Raw genomic sequence first — 20,073 nt, 5'->3', positions numbered from 1 at the left:
GCCACACCCCACGCCCGCCATAGCTGCGCTGCGGGAACCGGATCGAGCCCGGGGCCTTCTCTCACGACAGGTGAGCCTGCCGCGCTTGCCCCGGCGCGTGCGGCCAACGACGAGGAATGTGGCCCGATGCGGCGCGCCCACAACATGGAATTCGGGGCCGAGATGGTCGGGGGCGGCGTCCGCTTCGCCCTCTGGGCCCCCACCGCGCAGAGCGTCGACCTCGTCGTCGACGGCGTCGACCACCCGCTGCCCGAATCCGGCGGCGGCTGGCGGCGCACCGCCCTGCCCGGCGTGAAGCCCGGCGCCCGCTACGGCTTCCGCATCGACGGCGACCTCGTGGCGCCCGATCCCGCCTCCCGGTTCCAGCCGGACGACGTTTCGGGCCTCAGCGAGGTGATCGACCCGCGTGCCTTCGAATGGTCGGACGAGGCCTGGGCCGGGCGGCCGTTCGAGGAGGCGGTGATCTACGAGTGCCATGTCGGCACCGCGACGCCGGAGGGCACCTATGCCGGCCTGCAGGCCCGGCTGCCCGACCTCAAGGCGCTCGGCGTCACCGCCATTGAGCTGCTGCCGCTCGCCGACTTCAAGGGCTCGCGCAACTGGGGCTACGACGGCGTCCAGCCCTACGCCCCCGACGGCGCCTATGGCCGGCCGGACGACCTCAAGCGGCTGGTCGACACCGCCCATGGGCTCGGCCTGATGGTCTATCTCGACGCGGTCTACAACCACTTCGGCCCGGCCGGGAACTACCTCCACGCCTACGCCAAGACCTTCTTCACCGAACGCCACCAGACGCCGTGGGGCGCGGGCATCAACTTCGACGGCAAGGAGAGCGGCGCCACGGTGCGGCAGTACTTCATCCAGAACGCCCTGTACTGGCTGGAGGAATACCGCTTCGACGGCCTGCGCTTCGACGCCGTCCACGCGATCCTCGACGATTCGCCCCGCCACTTCCTGGCCGAGCTCGGCGAGACGGTCCGCAAGACCTTCCCGGACCGCCAGATCCACCTGATGCTGGAGAACGAGGCCAACCAGGCCCGGTGGCTGGAGCGCGACGCCGCCGGGCGCCCCAAGATGCACGACGCCCAATGGGCTGACGACCTGCACCATTGCTGGCACGTCCTGCTCACCGGCGAGGATGCCGGCTACTATAAAAGCTTTGCCGACAAACCCGTCGCCCATCTCGCGCGCTGCCTCGCGGAGGGCTTTGCGTATCAGGGCGAGCCCTTCCCGACGCTCGACAACCACCCGCGGGGCGAATCCTCCGGGCATCTGCCGCCCTCGGCCTTCGTGACCTTCCTCCAGAACCACGACCAGGTCGGCAACCGGGCGCTCGGCGAGCGGCTCAACCATCTGGCCGACCCGAAGAAGCTCGATCTCGCCCGGGCCGGCCTCCTGCTGGCGCCGCAGATCCCGATGCTCTGGATGGGCGAGGAATGGTCGGCCTCGGCGCCGTTCCTGTTCTTCGTCGACTTTGCGCCGGACGAAGAGCTGAACACGGCGGTGCGCGACGGCCGCCGCCGGGAGTTCAAGAGCTTCGCGGCGTTCGCCGACGATACCTCGAAGATACCGGATCCCACCGAGCGCGAGACCTTCGAGGCCTCGAAGCTCGACTGGTCCGAGCGGGAGCGCTCGCCGCACCGCGAGGTGCTGGCGGAGACCACGCGACTCCTGGGCCTGCGCCGCGACGTGGTCGTGCCGCTCGCCAAGTCCGGCTACGCGGGTGCCGCCGCCAGCCTGCCGCGGGCCGACGTGGTCGATTGCACGTGGCGCTTCGGCGCCGGCACCCTGCGGTTCGTCGCCAATGTCGGCGACACCCCCTTCGCGCTGGATCCGGGCGGCGCCCGGGTGGTCTGGACCAACGCCCCGGACGGGGCCGGACGCGACCTGCCCTCCTGGGCGGGCGTGTTCCTGACGGAGTCCCACTCGTGAACGCCTTGAACGTGAGTGCCTTGGAACAGCTGGCCGATCTCGTCGGCGTGGCCGCGGGCTATACCGATGCCTTCGGCAAGCCGGTCGAGACCTCCCTGGAGGTGCGCCGGGGCCTGCTGGCGGCGCTGGGCTTCGCGGTGGAGGACGAGACGGCGATCGCCGGGAGCCTGGAGCAGGTCGAGCGCCTGCGCCGCGGCCTGATCCCGCCGCTCCTGCCCGTGGAGGCCCGCCGGGCGGCCCGGGTGCCGGTGCGGCTCCAAAGCGGTGCGCCCCACACCCTGGTCTGGCGCCTCGTGGATGAACGCGGCACGGCGCGCGAGGGCCGGGCGAATCCGCAAGGGGCGGAGCCCGGCTTCGAGCTGCCGCCGCTGACCCCGGGCTATCACCGCCTCACCGTGCAGGCCGGGCAGAGCCGCACCGAAGCCTGGGTGATCGCCGCGCCGCAGCGTTGCTGGCGCCCGCGGCCCTACACGGAGGAGGGGGCCTCCGACTGGGGTCTGGCCGCGCAGCTCTACGGCCTGCGCTCGGCCACCAATATCGGCATCGGCACCTACGCGGATGCCGGCGAGGCCGCCCGCGAGGCCGCCTTGCGCGGGGCGGCGTTCCTGGGGCTCAGCCCGGTCCATGCCCTGTTCGGCTCCGACCGGACCAAGATCTCGCCCTACTCGCCCTCTTCACGCCTGTTCCTCGAGACCCTGTTCATCGCCCCGCGCAGCCTGCCGGGGCTCGCCGGATCCCGGGCCGAGGCGCTGCTCGCCGAGCGGGAAGATGCCATCACGGCTTTGCGCGAGGCGGCGCTTGTCGATCATCAGGGCGTGCACGACGTGCTCGACCCCGTGCTCCGGGCCCTCTGGGCGGATTCGCCGGCCCGGGCCGGGACGGACGCGGAGTTCGAGCGCTTCCGCCAGGAGGGCGGCGCGGATCTGGAAGCGCACGCGATCTTCGAGGCCCTGTCGGAGCATTTCCGGGGGCAGGGGGCGCACTGGCTGGGCGACTGGCCGGAGGCGTATCGCCGGGCCGGCACGGAGGCCGTGACGGCCTTCGCGGCGGAGAACGCGGAACTCGTCGGCTACCACGCGTGGCTGCAACACCTCGCCGACCGGCAGCTCGAAGAGGCCTCGGCGGCGGCCCTCGGCTCGGGCATGCGGGTCGGACTCTACCGCGACCTCGCGGTCGGCGCCGACCGGGGCGGGTCCGAGATCTGGTCCCATCCCGAGCGCTTCGCCGACAAGGTCTCGATCGGTGCGCCGCCGGACCTGCTGGCACCGAAGGGCCAGAACTGGGGCCTGCCGGCCTTCGACCCGCTGACGATGGAGCGCGACGGACTCGCGGCCTTCCGCGCCCTGGTCCAGGCCAACATGCGCCACGCGGGCGCGATCCGGATCGACCACGCCTTCCAGCTCGCCCGCCTGTTCCTGATCCCGCTCGGCGCGGGCGCCCAGGCCGGCGCCTACGTGGCGATGCCGTTCGAGCCGATGCTGGCGGTGCTGCGGCTGGAGAGCCACCGCAACAAGTGCCTCGTCATCGCGGAAGACCTCGGCACCGCGCCCGAAGGTTTTTCCGACGCACTGATGCGGGCCGGGGTGCTGAGCTACCGGATCCTCGCCTTCGAGCGCGAGGCCGACGGCCGGTTCAAGGCGCCCTCGGCCTATCCACGCGACGCGCTCACCGCCATCACCACCCACGATCTGCCGACCTTCGTGGGCTGGTGGCGCGGGGTCGATACCGACACCCGCCAGTCGCTCGGCCTCTACGATCAGGACCGGGCCGAGGCCGAGCGGGCCGAGCGCGTGGTCGAGCGTCGCCGCCTGACCGAGGCGCTGGCGGGCGAGCAGCTGCTCCCCTCCGCCGAGCCGCCGGATGCCGCGCCCTTCGAGGCCGCGGCGCGCTACCTCGCCCGCGCGCCCTCAATGCTCACCGCCGTCCAGTACGAGGACGTGGTCTCGGAACTCGCCCAGGCCAACGTGCCGGGCTCGACCGAGGGCTACCCGAACTGGCGGCGCAAGCTCGACCGGGACCTCGCGGCGATCGCCGCCCCCGGCGGCCCGTTGGCCAAGCTCGCAGCCGCCCTGTCGTCCGAGGCGCGAGGCCCGCGCTCGGGGGCCGCGCGGCTCGCGGTGCCGCCGCCACGCTCGACCTACCGGCTGCAGTTCCATAAGGACTTCACCTTCGCGGATGCCGGTCGGATCGTCCCTTACCTGCACCGGCTCGGGATCAGCCACGTCTACGCCTCGCCGCTCCAGAAGGCGCGGCCCGGCTCGACACACGGCTACGACATCGTCGATCACGGCGCGATCAATCCGGAACTCGGCGGCGAGGAGGGCTTCATCCAGCTCTCCGAGACGCTCCACGCCCACGGGATCAAGCTCCTCCTCGACATCGTCCCGAACCACATGGGCGTCGGCGGGTCCGACAATCCGTGGTGGCTCTCGGTCTTGGAATGGGGCTCCCTGTCGCCCTTCGCCGATGCGTTCGACATCGATTGGCAGCGGCTCGGGGCCGGGCGCAACCTCGTGATCCCGTTCCTGGGCGAGCGCTACGGCGAGGCCCTGGAGCAGGGCACGCTGGAGCTGAAGTTCGACCCCGAGAAGGGCGCCTTCAGCGTCTGGCACTACGAGCACCAGCTCCCGATTCGGCCGCTCAGCTACCCGACCATCCTCAACCGGGTGATCGCCGCCATCGGGGCGGTGGACGACGACACCACCGCAGAGCTGCTCGCCATCTCCGAGCGGCTGCGCGCCATGTCGATCGACACCGACGAGACCCGCCGCAAAAGCTTCCCCGAGGAGGCCGAGGGGCTGAAGCGCCGGCTCGCCGAGATCCACGGCGTCTCGCCACTGATCCAGGAGGCCACGGCCAGCACGCTCGCGCTGCTCAACGGCTTCAAGGGCCGCCCCGACAGCTTCGGGCCGCTGCACCGTCTGCTGGAGGCGCAGGCCTACCGGCTCGCCCATTGGCGGGTGGCGTCGAGCGACATCAACTACCGCCGCTTCTTCGACGTGAACTCCCTGGCCGGCCTGCGGGTCGAGCTGTCCGACATCTTCCACCGCTCGCACGAGACCGTGTTCCGGCACGTCCGCGAGGGCCGGATCGACGGCTTGCGCATCGATCACATCGACGGGCTCGCCGACCCGCTGGGCTATGCGCGGGCGCTTCAGGCGGCGGTCGGGCCGGGCTTCTACGTGGTGGTCGAAAAAATCCTGGAGCCGGGGGAGCGGCTGCGACCCTGGCCGGTGGCCGGGACGACGGGCTACGACGTGCTCAACCAGCTCGACGGCATCCTGGTCGACAAGGGAAAGCGCGGGAAGGTCGAGCGGCTCTACACCTGGGCCACGGGCTTCGACGAGCCCTACGGGTTCCAGCTCCGCGCCGCCAAGGCCGAGATCCTCGAGATCAGCTTCGCCAGCGAGTTGGAGGTGCTGACCTCCGACCTCAAGGAGGCCGCCGATGCCGACCGGCGCACCCGCGACTTCACCGTCAATGCGCTCCGCCGGGCGCTGATCGAGATCATCGCGCGCTTCCCGACCTACCGGAGCTACCTGCCGTCGGAATTGGAGGAGGGCGAGGTCGAGCCCGAGGATGTCCGCCTGATCGAGGGCGCGGTCGCCAAGGCCAAGCGCTGGTCGAGCCTGCCGGACCGCTCGGTCCACGATTTCGCCGCCGAGGTCCTGCTCGGGCGGATCGAGACCACGGGGCCGGGCCGGCCGGATCCGCGGGTGGTCCTGCGCTTCCGCCGCCGGTTCCAGCAGCTCACCGGGCCTGTCATGGCCAAGAGCCTGGAGGACACGCTGTTCTACCGTTACGCCTGCTTGCTGGGCCTCAACGAGGTCGGCGGCGATCCGGGCGAGTACGGGATCGACGCCGATCATTTCCACGACCTGCAGATCGCCCGCGCCCGGGACTGGCCGAGCGCCATGATCACCACGGCGACCCACGACACCAAGCGCGGCGAGGATGCCCGGACCCGGCTGCTCGCGCTGTCGGAGATCCCGGAGGAATGGGCCAAGGCCTGGGACCTGTGGCAGCGGACGGCCGGGCCGCACCTCGCCCGGATCGATGGTGAGCCCGCGCCCGACGCCAACGACCAGTGGATGTTCTTCCAGGCGATTCTGGGTGCGTGGCCTCTGGAACTGCTGGAGCAGGACGAGCCCACGGCGATCGAGGATTTCCGCAACCGGCTGATCGCCTACGGCGAGAAGGCCATGCGCGAGGGCAAGCGCCGGTCGAGCTGGGTCAACGTCGACGAGGTCTACGAGGGCGCGGTCAAGAAGCTGTTCACGGCGTTGATCGCACCGGGCTCGGACTTCCTGCGGGAGCTCCGGCCCTTCGCCCGGCGGCTCGCCCATCTCGGCATGCTGGCGAGCCTCGGCCGCACGGTCCTGAAATGCACCCTGCCGGGCCTGCCCGACACCTACCAGGGCACGGAGATCTGGGATTTCTCCTTCGTCGATCCCGACAACCGGCGCCCGGTGGATTACCCCGCCCTGGAACGGATGCTCGAACAGGGCGGCGAACCGGCGGCGCTGCTGGCGCATTGGCCGGATGGGCGGATCAAGCAGGCGACGCTGACGCGGTTGCTGGCCGAGCGGGCCGAGCGCCCGGATTTCTACGCGATCGCCGCCTACGAGCCTGTCGACGCCACGGGGGCGCGGGCCGACCATGTCGTTGCCTACCGGCGGACCGATCCCGGCCAGGAGGGCGGCGACCTGTTCGTGGCGGTGCCGCGGCTGGTCGCGGGATTTGTGGGCGAGGCGGGCTGGTCGGGCGAGGCCTTTGCCGGCACCCGGGTCGATCTCGGGGCCGGGACCCGCTGGCGGGATCTCGTCACCGGGCGGATCGTTGAGAGTGACGGGGAGGGGGCCGATCTCGGTACGCTTCTACGGGATCTGCCTTTTGCGGTGCTGCGGCGGGATCCGTGAGGGAAGCGACAGACCCGCTTCTCTCCCGCCCCCCTGCGGGGGAGGGTGGCCCCCGCAGGGGTCGGGAGAGGGGAGCGACGGTGGGGAAAAGGGCTTTGGCCTTCAGGCCGGTCGGCGCCTCTTCTGGAAGCCGGGCCCCCTTGCGGGACTTCGTCCCGGCCCGACCCCTGCTGACGCAGGGGCCACCCTCCCCCGCATAGGGGGAAGGGGAAAACGCGCGGTTGGCAGGACCCTCCGCAGCCCTGTCACGCAACTCTGCTGAGACACGTCGAACCGGATCGCGAGGCACGCCTGCGTAGTTCGGGCGTTACGACACAGGAACGGGAGCCAGAAGCCAGCATGAACGCACCGACCAAAGCCGCTGCGACGTCCGGGGCCGAAGCCGTCCTGCCGGCGTCGCTGGCGCCGCGCGCTGCGGGGCCGCGGATCTACAATCTGTTCCCGCTCCTGGTCGGGCGCGTATCGGATTGGACCGCCGAGCTGCCGCGGATCGCGGCGCTAGGCTTCGACTGGATCTACCTGAACCCGTTCCACCAGACCGGCGGCTCGCGGAGCCTCTACGCGGTGGCCGATCCCGAGCGGCTGGACGAGCGCTTCCGCGACCAAGACGGCACGCCGGACGACGAGCAGATCCGCGGGTTCTGCACGGCAGCCGAGGCGCTGGGCCTGTCGGTGATGACCGATCTCGTGATCAACCACACCGCCGATAACGGGCGCCTCGTGACCGAGCGGCCCGACCTGTTCATGAAGGAGCCGGACGGCTCGATCATGCACCCGGCCGCCGTCGATCCGGACGACCCGTCGATCCGCACCGTCTGGGGCGATCTGGCCGAGCTCGACTACCACACCCCCGCCGCCCGGGATGAGCTGACCCGGATCTGGGGCGCCTACGTGGCGCATCTCCAGGGCCTCGGCGTGGCGGGCTTCCGCTGCGACGCAGCCTACAAGGTCCCGCCGGAGACCTGGCGCGTCCTGATCGGTGAGGCCAAGTCCCGCGATCCTGCCTGCCTGTTCGCCGCCGAGACCCTGGGCTGCACCTTCGAGGAGGCCAAGGCCACGGCCGGCGCCGGCTTCGACTACCTGTTCAACTCCTTCGCGTGGTGGGACCTGAAGAAGCCCTGGGCGCTGGAGCAATACGAGCGCCTGCGGGTGCTGGCGCCCTCCATCGCGTTCCCCGAGAACCACGACATGAAGCGCCTTGCCGCCGAGATCGGGGGCGGCCCGGAGGCGGTGGCGGCGCATCTGCGCACCCGCTACGCGCTGGCCGCCTTCTTCTCGGCCGGCGTGCTGATGCCGATCGGCTACGAGTGGGGCTACCGCCGGGCGCTGCACGTGGTCGACACCACCCCGCGCGACCGCGAGGACGACACCGGCCTCGACATCTCCGCCTCGATCCGGGCGATCAACGCCCTGCGGGCGGAGCTGCCGGCCGCAAATGTCGAAGGTGCGCAGATCCGGGTCTCGGCCCCCGACAGCGATCTGGTGGCGCTCGCCCGCTTCGACACCGGCCATCCGGCCTCGGCCCGGCACGGACTGATCGTGCTTTACAACCCGACCGACAAGCCGGTCCCGGTGGAGGCCGGTGCGCTGATCGCCCGCACGGGCGGGATGCTTGGAACCTTCGTCGACCGGACCCCGGAGGCCGAGCCGATCGCGTTCCATCCCGGCAGCGCCATCGACCTGATGCCGGGCGAGCTGCGCATCCTCGCGGCCAGCGCCCAGGAGGTCGCCCGCCAGCCGACGCGCGGCACGCCGGATGGCGAGGGCCGGGTGGTGATCGAGGCGGTCAGCCCTGAGCTCGACGGCGGCCGTTCTGCGGTGAAGCGGATCGTCGGCGAATCCCTGCGGGTCGAGGCCGACATCTTCTCCGACGGCCACGAGATCATCGACGCCGCGATCCTGTCGCGGGTCGCTGGCACCCAGATCTGGCGCGAGGACCCGATGGTCTTCGTCGACAACGACCGCTGGGCCGGGCAATTCCCCCTGGAGCAGAACGCCCGCTACGAGTTCACCCTGATCGCGTGGCGCGACGCCTTCTCGTCCTGGGTGCGCGACACCCTGAAGAAGCGCGCCGCCGGCGTGGATGTCCGCCTGGAGACGATCGAGGGCGTGGCCCTGGTCGGCACCGCCGCGTCGCTGGCCCGGACCCAGGGCGGTCGCGACGCCGACCGGCTCGCCGCCCTGGTGGCCGCGCTCGCCGCCGAGGAGACCGGCTCGGCCGCCCAGCTCGACCGGATCCTCCAGCCCGACGCGGCGAGCCTCGTGCGCCGCAACGCCGAGCGGGTGAACCTGACCCGCTATCCCGTGACCCTGCCGGTGATCGCCGACCGCCTCGCGGCCCGGTTCTCGGCCTGGTACGAGATCTTCCCGCGCTCCCAGTCGATGGACGTGAACCGCCACGGCACCTTCGACGACGTGATCCGGCGCCTGCCGGAGATCCGCGAACTCGGCTTCGACGTCCTCTACTTCACGCCGATCCACCCCGTGGGGCGGACCAACCGCAAGGGGAAGAACAACACCCTGAAGGCCCTGCCCGGCGATGTCGGCTCGGTCTACGCGGTGGGCGCGGAAGAGGGCGGCCACGAGGCCGTGCATCCCGATCTCGGCACGCTCGCCGATTTCGAGCGGCTGGTCGCGGCGAGCCACGCCTACGGGATGGAGATCGCCCTCGATTTTGCGATCCAGTGCTCGCCGGACCATCCCTGGATCAAGAACCACCCGGAATGGTTCGAGTGGCGCCCCGACGGCACGCTCAAATTCGCCGAGAACCCCCCGAAGAAGTACGAGGACATCTCGAACGTCCATTTCTACGGCGGCGCGCTGCCCTCGCTCTGGATCGAATTGCGCGACATCCTGCTCGGCTGGTGCGCGCGCGGGGTGCGCATCTTCCGGGTCGACAACCCGCACACCAAGCCGATTCCGTTCTGGGAATGGGTGATCGCCGAGGTCAACGGCCAGTATCCGGACGCGCTCTTCCTCGCCGAGGCCTTCACCCGGCCGAAAATGATGAAGAAGCTCGCCAAGGCCGGCTACCAGCAGAGCTACACCTACTTCACGTGGCGCAACACCAAGCAGGAGCTCACCGACTACGCCCTGGAGCTGGCCGGCGAGATGGGTGAGTACTATCGCCCGAACTTCTTCGCCAATACGCCCGACATCAACCCGCACTTCCTGCAAACCAGCGGGCGCGCCGGCTTCGTGATCCGGGGCACGCTCGCCGCGACCCTGTCGTCGGTCTACGGCATCTACAACGGCTTCGAGCTGTGCGAGGCCGCGCCGTATCCCGGCAAGGAAGAGTATCTGAACTCGGAAAAGTACGAGCTGAAGGCCTGGGACTACGACCGGCCCGGCAACATCCGCGAGCACATCATCAAGCTGAACACCATCCGCCGCGAGAACCCCGCCCTCTGGGATTTCCGCAACGTGGTCTTCACGGGCGCGTTCAACGACCAGATCGTCGCCTACGCCAAGGCGACGCCGGAGCGCGACAATTGCGTCTTCACCATGGTCAACCTCGATCCCCGGAACCGCCAGGAATGCACCTACGAGGTGCCGCTCTGGCTGTTGGGTCTGCCGGACGATGGCGCCGTGGAGGTCGAGGACCTGCTCCAGGGCTACACGTTCGAATTGCGCGGCAAGTCCCACCGCATCGCGCTGGATCCGGCCGAGCGATCCTGCGTGATCTGGCGTCTCCGGGCGCCGCGGCGGGTTGCGGGTTGAGGCTACCCGTGGCACTCGATCATGGCAGTTGATGCCGGCGGGGGGCCTCCCCGTCGCCGGCCACGATATCCGCGCGGTGAGAGACCGCCTGCGCCCCGGTTGGTTCCCCCGCCGGTCCCGTCAGATCCGACCGATGAGGCAGCGACGCGATGATCGATCGCAGCGACCCGCAATGGTACCGTGATGCCATCATCTACCAAATCCACGTCAAGTCGTTCTTCGACTCGAACAACGACGGGATCGGCGATTTCGAGGGGCTGACCCAGCGACTCGATTACGTGCGCGATCTCGGCGTCACGGCGATCTGGCTGATGCCGTTCTATCCCTCGCCGCTGCGCGACGACGGGTACGACATCGCGGATTACGAGGGCATCAACCCGTCCTACGGGACCATGGAGGACTTCAAGGCCTTCGTGGCGGCGGCGCACGAGCGCGGCCTGCGGGTGATCACCGAGCTCGTGATCAACCACACCTCGGACCAGCACCCCTGGTTCCAGGCGGCCCGCGAGGCGCCCCCCGGCTCGCCCGAGCGCGACTTCTACGTCTGGTCGGATACCGACGAGCCGTACAAGGATACCCGGATCATCTTCCTCGACACCGAGGCGTCGAACTGGACCTGGGACCCGGTCGCCAAGCAATATTTCTGGCACCGGTTCTACAGCCATCAGCCGGACCTGAACTTCGACAACCCGAAGGTGCTGGACGCGGTCATCGCGACCATGCGCTACTGGCTCGACATGGGCGTCGACGGTCTGCGCCTCGACGCGATCCCCTACCTGATCGAGCGCGACGGCACGAATTGCGAGAACCTCGCCGAAACCCATGATGTGATCAAGAAGATCCGGGCGGCGCTGGATGTCAGCTACCCCGACCGGATGCTCCTGGCCGAGGCCAACCAGTGGCCGGAGGAGACCGCCCAGTATTTCGGCGACGGCGACGAATGCCACATGGCGTTCCACTTCCCGCTGATGCCGCGGATGTACATGGCGATCGCCCGGGAGGACCGGCACCCGATCACCGACATCATGCGCCAGACCCCGGAGATCCCCGAGGGCTGCCAATGGGCGATTTTTTTGCGGAATCACGACGAGCTGACCTTGGAAATGGTCACCGCCGAGGAGCGTGACTACCTCTGGTCGTTCTACGCCGCCGAGCGCCGGGCCCGGATCAATCTCGGCATCCGGCGCCGCCTCGCGCCGCTGCTCGAGAACGACCGGCGCAAGATCGAACTGATGAAGTCCCTCGTCCTGTCGATGCCCGGCACGCCGGTGCTGTATTACGGCGACGAGATCGGCATGGGCGACAACATCTACCTCGGCGACCGCGACGGCGTGCGCACGCCGATGCAGTGGAGCCCCGACCGCAACGGCGGCTTCTCCCGGGCGAACCCGCAGCGGCTGTTCCTGCCGGCGATCCAGGACCCGATCTACGGCTTCGACGCGATCAACGTCGAGGCCCAGACCCAGGCGCAGACCAGCCTGCTGAACTGGACGCGGCGGATGATCGCGATCCGCAACAACAGCGTCGCCCTGGGGCGGGGCACGATCCAGTTCCTGTATCCGTCGAACCGCAAGGTTCTCGCCTGGATCCGCGAGCACGAGGACGAGCGGGTCCTGTGCGTGGCGAACCTGTCGCGCGCGCCCCAGGCCGTGCAGCTCGACCTGTCGGAGCTGCGCACCGCGGTGCCGATCGAATTGACCGGCGGCACCGAGTTCCCGCCGATCGGCGACCTGCCCTACCTGCTGACCCTGCCGTCCTACGGCTTCTATTGGTTCAGCTTGAGCGCCGCCCAGTCGGGGGTGATCGGGCCGCAGCAGGAGCCGCCGGAGCTGTTCACCCTGGTGCTCACCGGCGGCATCGAGAGCCTGATGAGCGGCCGCGAGCGTGTCGCGTTCGAGCGCACCGTGGTGCCGCCGTTCCTGTCGAGCCGGCGCTGGTTCGGCGCCAAGGGCTCGCGGATCAAGGCCACGAAGGTCATCGACTGCGCCGCCCTCAAGGATGCCGATGGCAGCGCGCGCTTCCTGCTGCCGCGGCTGCAGGTGCAGCTCGCCAACGGCGAGAGCCACGAATACTTCGTCCCGGTCGGCGTCGATGAGGGCCGCGAGGACGAGACGCTGCTGCCCTACGCGGTGGCGCGTGTGCGCCGGGGCCCGCGCACCGGCCTGCTCTACGGGGCGGCCGGCTCCAACGACTTCGCGGCCTGCCTGATCGACGACATGCGCCAGGGCACCGAGCTCCCCACGGAGAGCGGGCGGCTCGTGTTCGCCACCACCTCGGCCTTCGACCCGGAGGTCACGGTGGACGTGGCCGATATCCGCCGGCTCTCGGCCGAGCAGAGCAACACCTCGATCGCCATCGGCTCGAAGATGATGCTCAAGCTGCTGCGCCGCCTGCAGCCCGGCATCCACCCCGAGATCGAGGTCGGCCGCTTCCTCACCGAGCAGGCGGGGTTCACCAACACGCCCGCTTTGCTCGGGACTCTCGAGCATGTCGCCGAGGACGGCACCCGCACCGCTCTGGCGGTGCTCCAAAAGTTCGTCATGAACCAGGGCGACGCCTGGACCCTGATGCTGGAGGGCCTGCGCCGGGACTTCGAGACCATGGTGCTCACCCCGGAGAGCGAGGCCGCGGCCCCCGAAGAGGCGTTCCAGGCCCACGGGCCCTGGGCCGACCTGCTCGGGCGGCGCACCGCCGAGCTGCACGCGGCGCTGGCGATCGAGACCGACGACCCGGCCTTCGCGGCCGAGCCGTTCGAGGAGGACGACCTCGCGGTGCTGGCGCGCGACGCCCGCCACCAGACCGAGCGCGCCTTCCGGGCGCTCAAGGGCCAGGCCGAGCGCGGCCTCGATGCCGGCCGGCCCGCCTGCACGGAGCTGGCAGGCCGCCGCCGGGAGGTCGAGGCGCTGATCGAGCGGCTCTCGGCCGAGCCGCCGCGTGGTGCCCACAAGACCCGCATCCACGGCGATTATCACCTGGGTCAGGTGCTCGTCGCCGAGAACGACCTGATCATCGTCGACTTCGAGGGCGAGCCCTCGCGGCCGGCCGATGAGCGCCGGGCCAAGTCGATGCCCCTGCGGGACGTGGCCGGGCTGATGCGCTCCTTCGCGTACGGCGCCGAGACGGTGATCCGGGAGCTCACCGTCCGGTTCGCCGATTCGGAGGACCGGGCGCGCAATGCCGCCACGGCGTGGCGCGGCATGATCGAGGCGGCATTCCTGGCCGGCTACGAGGCCGCGATCGTGGATTCGCGGGCGGCCGTGACCGACCCGGACACACGGGACCGGCTGCTGCGGCTCTGCCTCCTGACCAAGGCGCTCTACGAAGTCGATTACGAGGCCAACAACCGGCCGGACTGGATCGAAATCCCCGCCCGTGGGGTTCTCACCATTCTGGACACGGATCGAAACGAGCCCGGAGCAACGGCATGACGGCGATCGACGAGACCTTCGCAGGACGGGCCGACCCGGAGGCCGGGCCGGCACGGAGCGCGGATGTCCCGGGTTCCGCCAGCACGGCGCCGAGCGTCCATCCGGACGCGATCGCCGCTTTGATGAGCGCGAGCCACGGCGACCCCTTCTCGGTGCTCGGCCCCCACCGGGTCGGCTCCGGGGCCTGGGAAGTGCGCGCCGTGCTGCCCGAGGCGAAGACCGCCGCCCTGGTGATGGACGGCCGCACCGTGCCGTTCGAGAAGCGCCACCCGGACGGGTTCTGGGTCGCCCGGATCGAGGGAGAGGGCCGGCCGCTCTACGAGATCGAGGTCGAGGCCTGGGACGGCACCAAGCGCCGCCGCTACGATCCCTACGGCTTCGGCTCGTCGATCGAGCAATACGATGTGGCCTCGCTCCGCGAGGTCGGCACCAACCTCGTCTACCGGATCCTCGGCGCCCAGTCGGGCCAGCTCGACGGGATCGACGGGTTCCGCTTCGCCGTCTGGGCGCCCAATGCCCGCAAGGTCAGCGTGGTCGGCGACTTCAACGACTGGGACGGACGGCGCCACCCGATGCGCCTCTGGCAGGATGGCGGCGTCTGGGAACTGTTCGTGCCGGGCCTCACGGCCGGGGTGCGCTACAAGTTCGAGATCCGCGGCCCCGACGGTGCCCTGATCCCGCTCAAGGCCGATCCGGTCGCCTTCGCGGCCCAGCACCCGCCGGAGACCGCCTCGGTCACCTACGGTGTGGGCGAGTTCGACTGGCGCGATTCCGGCTGGATGAGCACCCGCGGCGCCAAGGATCCGCGCCACACGGCGATCTCGATCTACGAGGTCCATCTCGGCTCCTGGGCGCGGGTGCCGGAAGAGGGCAACCGCTACCTGACCTACAAGGAGCTGGGCGAGCGGCTGATTCCCTACGTCAAGGATATGGGCTTCACCCATATCGAGATGCTGCCGATCACCGAGTTTCCGTTCGACGGGTCCTGGGGCTACCAGCCGGTCTCGCTGTTCGCGCCGACCAGCCGCTTCGGCACGCCCGATGATTTCGCCGCCTTCGTGGACGCCGCCCACGAGGCCGGGATCGGCATCCTGCTCGACTGGGTGCCGGGCCACTTCCCGCTCGACGCCCACGGGCTCGGCCTGTTCGACGGCACGCATCTCTACGAGCATGCCGACCCGCGCCAGGGCTTCCACCAGGATTGGGGCACCTACATCTACAATTTCGGGCGCACGGAGGTCGCGACCTTCCTGGCGGCCAACGCCCGGTTCTGGCTGGAGCATTACCATCTCGACGGCCTGCGCGTGGATGCCGTGGCGTCGATGCTCTACCTCGATTACTCGCGCCGCCAGGGCGAGTGGATCCCGAACCGCTACGGCGGCAACGAGAACCTCGACGCCATCGACTTCCTGCGCAAGACCAACGAGGCGACCTACAGCCACGCCCCCGGCACCATCACGGTGGCGGAGGAATCGACCTCTTGGCCCGGCGTCTCGCACCCGACCTATACCGGCGGCCTGGGCTTCGGCTTCAAGTGGAACATGGGCTGGATGCACGACACCCTGCATTTCATGCAGGAGAACCCGATCCACCGCCGCTACCACCACCACAACCTGACCTTCGGGCTGCTCTACGCCTTCTCGGAGAATTTCATCCTGCCTTTGTCCCACGACGAGGTCGTGCACGGGAAGGGCTCGCTGCTCGGCAAGATGCCGGGCGACCGTTGGCAGAAATTCGCGAATCTCCGGGCCTATTACGGCTTCATGTGGGGGCATCCCGGCAAGAAGCTGCTGTTCATGGGCGGCGAGTTCGGCCAGGAGCGCGAGTGGAACCACGACACCAGCCTGGACTGGCACCACCTCGACGACCCGCTACACAAGGGCGTCAAGGACGTGGTCCGGGACCTCAACCGGCTCTACGTCTCGACGCCGGCCCTCCACAGCCGCGACGTGGAGCATACCGGCTTCCAGTGGCTGGTGGCCGACGATCAGGACAACTGCGTGATCGCCTGGGCCCGCAAAGGCGCCAAGCCCGGCGAGGTCGCGATCGTGGTCTCGAACTTCACGCCGGTGCCGCGTGAGGGCTACCGGATCGGCGTTCCGGAGGCGGGCTTCTACCGGGAGGCGTTCAACTCGGATGCCGGGATCTACGGCGGGTCCAACCTGGGCAACCAGGGCGGTTGCCACACCGAGGATCAGGCGAGCCACGGCCAGAAGCAGAGCCTGTCGCTGACCCTGCCGCCGCTGGCGACGATGATTTTCCTGTTGGAGGGGTGAGGGAAACCCCTCTCCCCGCCTCCGGGGAGAGGCCCGCATGGACCTCGTCGTCCATGCGGGAAGTGGAGGTGAAGCCGGAGCGAAGGCGAGGGCGCGGATCCGTAAGAGGCTCGTCCTGAGCCGCCCCCTCACCTTCGGCTGCCGCCTCGCTTCCTGCCCCGACAAGGGGGCATGAAGCCCTCTCCCCGCAAGCGGGGCGAGGGGATGCTGGCCCCTACGCCGCCCGCCAGCGCAACGCCGTGCTGTTGCCGATCGCCCGCCCGTAGAGCCCGGCATAGTTGTCGGCCGCCTGATCCCAGCCGAAGCGGGACGCCATCGCGCGGCGCCGCATGGCATTGAGGCGCTTCTTCTGGCCGAACGCCTCCAGCGCCCGCCGCACCGCACCGCCGAAGGACGACGCCGACGGTTCCGCGAAGGTGAAACCCGTCACCCCGTCCTCGACCGTGTCGGCGAGGCCGCCGGTGCGCCGCACGATCGGCAGGGAGCCGAAGCGCTGCGCGTACATCTGGGCCAGCCCGCAGGGCTCGAACCGCGAGGGCATCAGCAGGAAGTCGCTGCCCGCGAACATCCGCCGGGCCTGCGCCTCCTCGAAGCCGACATGCACGCCGACCGCATCGGGATGGCGCCTGGCGAGACCCTGCAGCGCCTGCTCGAACCGGCCCTCGCCCTGGCCGATCACCACGAGCTGGCCGCCCCCGGCCACGATGGTCTCGGCCGCCTGCAGGCTCAGGTCGATGCCCTTCTGGTGCACCAGCCGCGACACGATCGCGAAGAGCGGCCCGCGGGAGACCGCCAAGCCGAATTGCCGGCGCACCGCCTCGGCATTGGCCCGCTTGCCCTTCCAGTCGTCGACCTCGAAGCGTGTGGCGAGGTGCGGATCGGTGCTGGGGTCCCAGGTCTCGTCGATGCCGTTGAGGATGCCGGCGAGCCGGCCCTGGCCGGCGCGGGTGCGCAGCAGCCCGTCGAGGCCGCAGCCCATCTCGGGGGTCTGGATCTCCCGGGCGTAGGTCTCGCTCACCGTGGTGACCTGCGAGGCGTAGAAGATCCCGGCCTTGAGGAAGGAGAGCTGCCCGTAGAACTCGGCGCCGTCCACCTGGAAGGCCGAGTCCGGCACGCCGAGGCGCCCGAGGCTGTCCCGGGGGAAGAGGCCCTGATAGGCGAGGTTGTGGATGGTCAGGACGCTCGGCACCCGCCGGCCGCGCCACGCGAGATAGGCAGGCGCCAGCGCCGCCTGCCAGTCGTTGAGGTGCAGGAGGTCGGCCGCCCAGTCGGGGTCGGCGCCGGATGCGAGTTCCGCCGCTGCCAGGCTGAGCCGGGCGAAGCGCAGGTCGTTGTCGCCGAAATCCCCATGCTGATCGCCGTAGGGCGTGCCGTCGCGCTCGTAGAGGTCGGGGCTCAGCAGGACGTAGATGCGCAGGCCGTCGGCCGCCTCGACGAGGCCGAGGTCGCAGGGCGGCACGCCCGCGAAGCCTTCGAGCCGCGCCACCACCGGGATCTCGGGGAACGCCGCCCGGACCTCGCGGTAACCGGGGATCAGCACGCGGATGTCGTAATGCGGCACCAGGGCCCGGGGCAGGGCGGCCGAGACCTCGCCGAGACCGCCGGTCTTCACGAAATCGGCCATCTCGGGGGTGGCGTAGAGGATGCGGCGGCGCAGCGAAGCCGGTCGGGCGGCTTGCGTGAGGGACCGGGACGCGTCGCCCATGTCGGACGACCAATCCGCCAAGGACCCACCACGGCGGGCATCGAGCATCGGGGCGGGTCCTAGCCGGGTGGAATGCCCCGGTCTGGCAGACGATCGAGCCGACACGGCTGTCGCGATCTCAACCACGGTCAATGCTCCTCCGCCGCGACGGTTCCGTTGCGACGCACAAAATAGGCCATCCGTGGCCTTAAGCTTTGGTTACGCCATAGTGCAATGCCGCATGAGTCGCACGCAGAACGCGCCGTTCTAGCCGTAGAAGCTTTTATTCGCGCCGCGGCGGGTGTTCAGGCACGCCGCAGGATCACGCCCTCGGCCGGGTCGAGGGCCAGGCTGGCGCGGACCGAATCGCCCGCGCGGCCCGCCCGCGTCGAGAGCAGCACCGTCCAGTCGCCCTCCGGCAGCGGCAGGCTCTGCGGCGCTGCACCGAAGTTCAGCACCACGCGCAGAACCTCATCACCCGCGAACCGCTCGTAGGCGAACATTTCTGCGGCCCCCAGCGTCACGCCGCGATAGTCGCCCACCGCCAGCGCCGCGTGGTCGCGGCGCAGGGCGAGCAGCCGCCGGTACAGGGTCAGCATCGAGGCCGGGTCGGAGCGCTGGCCCTCGACGTTGCGGGTCGGCCAGTCCTCCGAGAGGGGCAGCCACGGCTCGGCCGCGGAGAAGCCCGCGTTCGGGCCGTCGTCCCACTGCATCGGCGTGCGCTCCGGGTCGCGGCCATGCCCGGGCTCGTTGCGCTCCCAGGGGTCCTGCGCGCGGCCCGGCGGGATCGGGACATGGCCGAGCCCGATCTCGTCGCCGTAATAGAGGGTCGGCGTGCCCCGCAGGGTCAGCAGCAGCATCGCGGCGATGCGGGCCTGGGCCTGCCCGACCCGGGCGGCGATGCGCGGCTGGTCGTGGTTGCCCAGCACCCAGTTCGGCCAGCCGCCCGGGGGCAGGGCTGCCTCGTAGCGCGCCACGAGCTCGGCCACGGCCTCGGCCTGCCACGGGGTCTGGATCAGCTGGAAGTTGAACGGCAGATCGGCGCCGCCGAGGTCCGGTCCGTAATAGGCGACCAGCCGCTCCACCGGCAGGTAGATCTCGCCGATCAGCACCCGCTCGCCATACGGGCGCAGGACATCCCGCATCCCGGCGATCACGTCGAAGATTTCCGGCCGGTCGGCGGAGTAGACCTGCTGGAAGCGATTGATCTCCGGCGCGCCCGGCGCGTAATCGGGATTGGCCGGGTTGTCGCGGAACCCCGCATCCTTGATCAGGTGCCAGATCACGTCGACCCGGAAGCCGTCGACCCCGCGCTCCAGCCAGAACCGGAGCACGTCGTGCATCGCCTCCCGCACCGCTTGGTTGCGCCAGTTCAGGTCCGGCTGCTCCGTCAGGAAGGCGTGGTAGTAATACTGTCCGGTGGCCTCGTCGAGCGTCCAGGCCGGGCCGCCGAAATTCGACACCCAGTTGTTGGGCGGGCCGCCATCGGGGCCGGGATCGCGCCAGATGTACCAGTCCCGCTTCGGGTTCGTGCGCGCCGACCGGCTCTCCGCGAACCAGGGATGCGCGATCGACGAGTGGTTGGGCACGAAGTCGAGGATCACCTTCAGCTTGCGCCGGTGCGCCTCGGCGATCAGGGCGTCGAACTCCGCGAGCGTGCCGAACAGCGGGTCGATCCCGCAATAATCGGCCACGTCGTAGCCGAAATCGGCCATCGGCGAGGGGTAGATCGGCGAGATCCACACGGCGTCGACCCCGAGCCAGGCGAGGTAGTCGAACCGCGCGGTGATGCCCGGCAGGTCGCCGACCCCGTCGCCGTTCGTATCCTGAAAGGAGCGGGGATAGACCTGATAGACGGTCCCGCGCTTCCACCAGACGGTGTCGGTCATGCCTCAGCCCCTCGCGTTGCCGACCGGGGCTTGGAGACGTGCCCGATCGCTTTGCAATCGTGCACGTCTCCAAGCTCTTGTTGTGACGCGCTCTCTTGCGCCGAACCGGTGTCCACTTCGTCGGAGAGCGCTCTAGCGGCGAACCGCTCCGCTGGCGACCGGCGATGCGGATTTCCTATCCGGCGGGTGTGACTGGAATGTCACGAGGGCGTGCTATATCGTGTG

The 20,073-nt window shown here is 69.9% G+C and carries 7 protein-coding genes; 5 read left to right on the top strand and 2 right to left on the bottom strand.

Translation table 11 applies throughout. The annotated features are described in order from the left end of the window. The first annotated feature begins 126 nt into the window (after positions 1–126). From treZ to glgB, 5 genes are all read left to right on the top strand, one after another. A complete protein-coding gene (treZ, locus tag OXS27_RS20635; protein WP_267358457.1) occupies positions 127–1,932 on the top strand; it encodes a malto-oligosyltrehalose trehalohydrolase in 1,806 nt (601 codons plus the stop codon). 11 nt (positions 1,933–1,943) lie between these two features. Beyond that, positions 1,944–6,851 (top strand): malto-oligosyltrehalose synthase, encoded by a 4,908-nt coding sequence (locus tag OXS27_RS20630; protein WP_267358492.1) that lies wholly within the window; start codon positions 1,944–1,946, stop codon positions 6,849–6,851. A gap of 339 nt (positions 6,852–7,190) precedes the next feature. Next, positions 7,191–10,571, top strand: a complete 3,381-nt coding sequence (locus tag OXS27_RS20625) for a maltotransferase domain-containing protein (RefSeq protein ID WP_267358456.1) — start codon at positions 7,191–7,193, stop codon at positions 10,569–10,571. 149 nt (positions 10,572–10,720) lie between these two features. After that, a complete protein-coding gene (gene treS, locus OXS27_RS20620; RefSeq protein WP_267358455.1) occupies positions 10,721–13,999 on the top strand; it encodes a maltose alpha-D-glucosyltransferase in 3,279 nt (1,092 codons plus the stop codon). Then, a complete protein-coding gene (gene glgB / locus OXS27_RS20615; RefSeq protein ID WP_243927295.1) occupies positions 13,996–16,275 on the top strand; it encodes a 1,4-alpha-glucan branching protein GlgB in 2,280 nt (759 codons plus the stop codon). The genes treS and glgB overlap by 4 nt, the downstream gene beginning before the upstream one ends. 214 nt (positions 16,276–16,489) lie before the next feature. Here the strand turns inward: glgB and glgA are convergent, their stop codons facing one another. Further along, positions 16,490–17,980: a glycogen synthase GlgA gene (glgA, locus tag OXS27_RS20610; RefSeq protein ID WP_243927451.1), complete on the bottom strand. Its 1,491-nt coding sequence runs from the start codon at positions 17,978–17,980 to the stop codon at positions 16,490–16,492. Between the two features lie 284 nt (positions 17,981–18,264). Further along, positions 18,265–19,848 carry an alpha-amylase family glycosyl hydrolase gene (locus OXS27_RS20605; RefSeq protein ID WP_267358453.1) on the bottom strand — a complete coding sequence of 528 codons (1,584 nt, stop codon included), beginning with the start codon at positions 19,846–19,848 and terminating at the stop codon, positions 18,265–18,267. Between the last annotated feature and the right edge of the window lie 225 nt (positions 19,849–20,073).

It is taken from the genome of Methylobacterium sp. GC_Met_3 (assembly GCF_026540775.1).
GTDB lineage: Bacteria > Pseudomonadota > Alphaproteobacteria > Rhizobiales > Beijerinckiaceae > Methylobacterium.
This window is presented reverse-complemented; position numbering and strand designations above follow the sequence as displayed.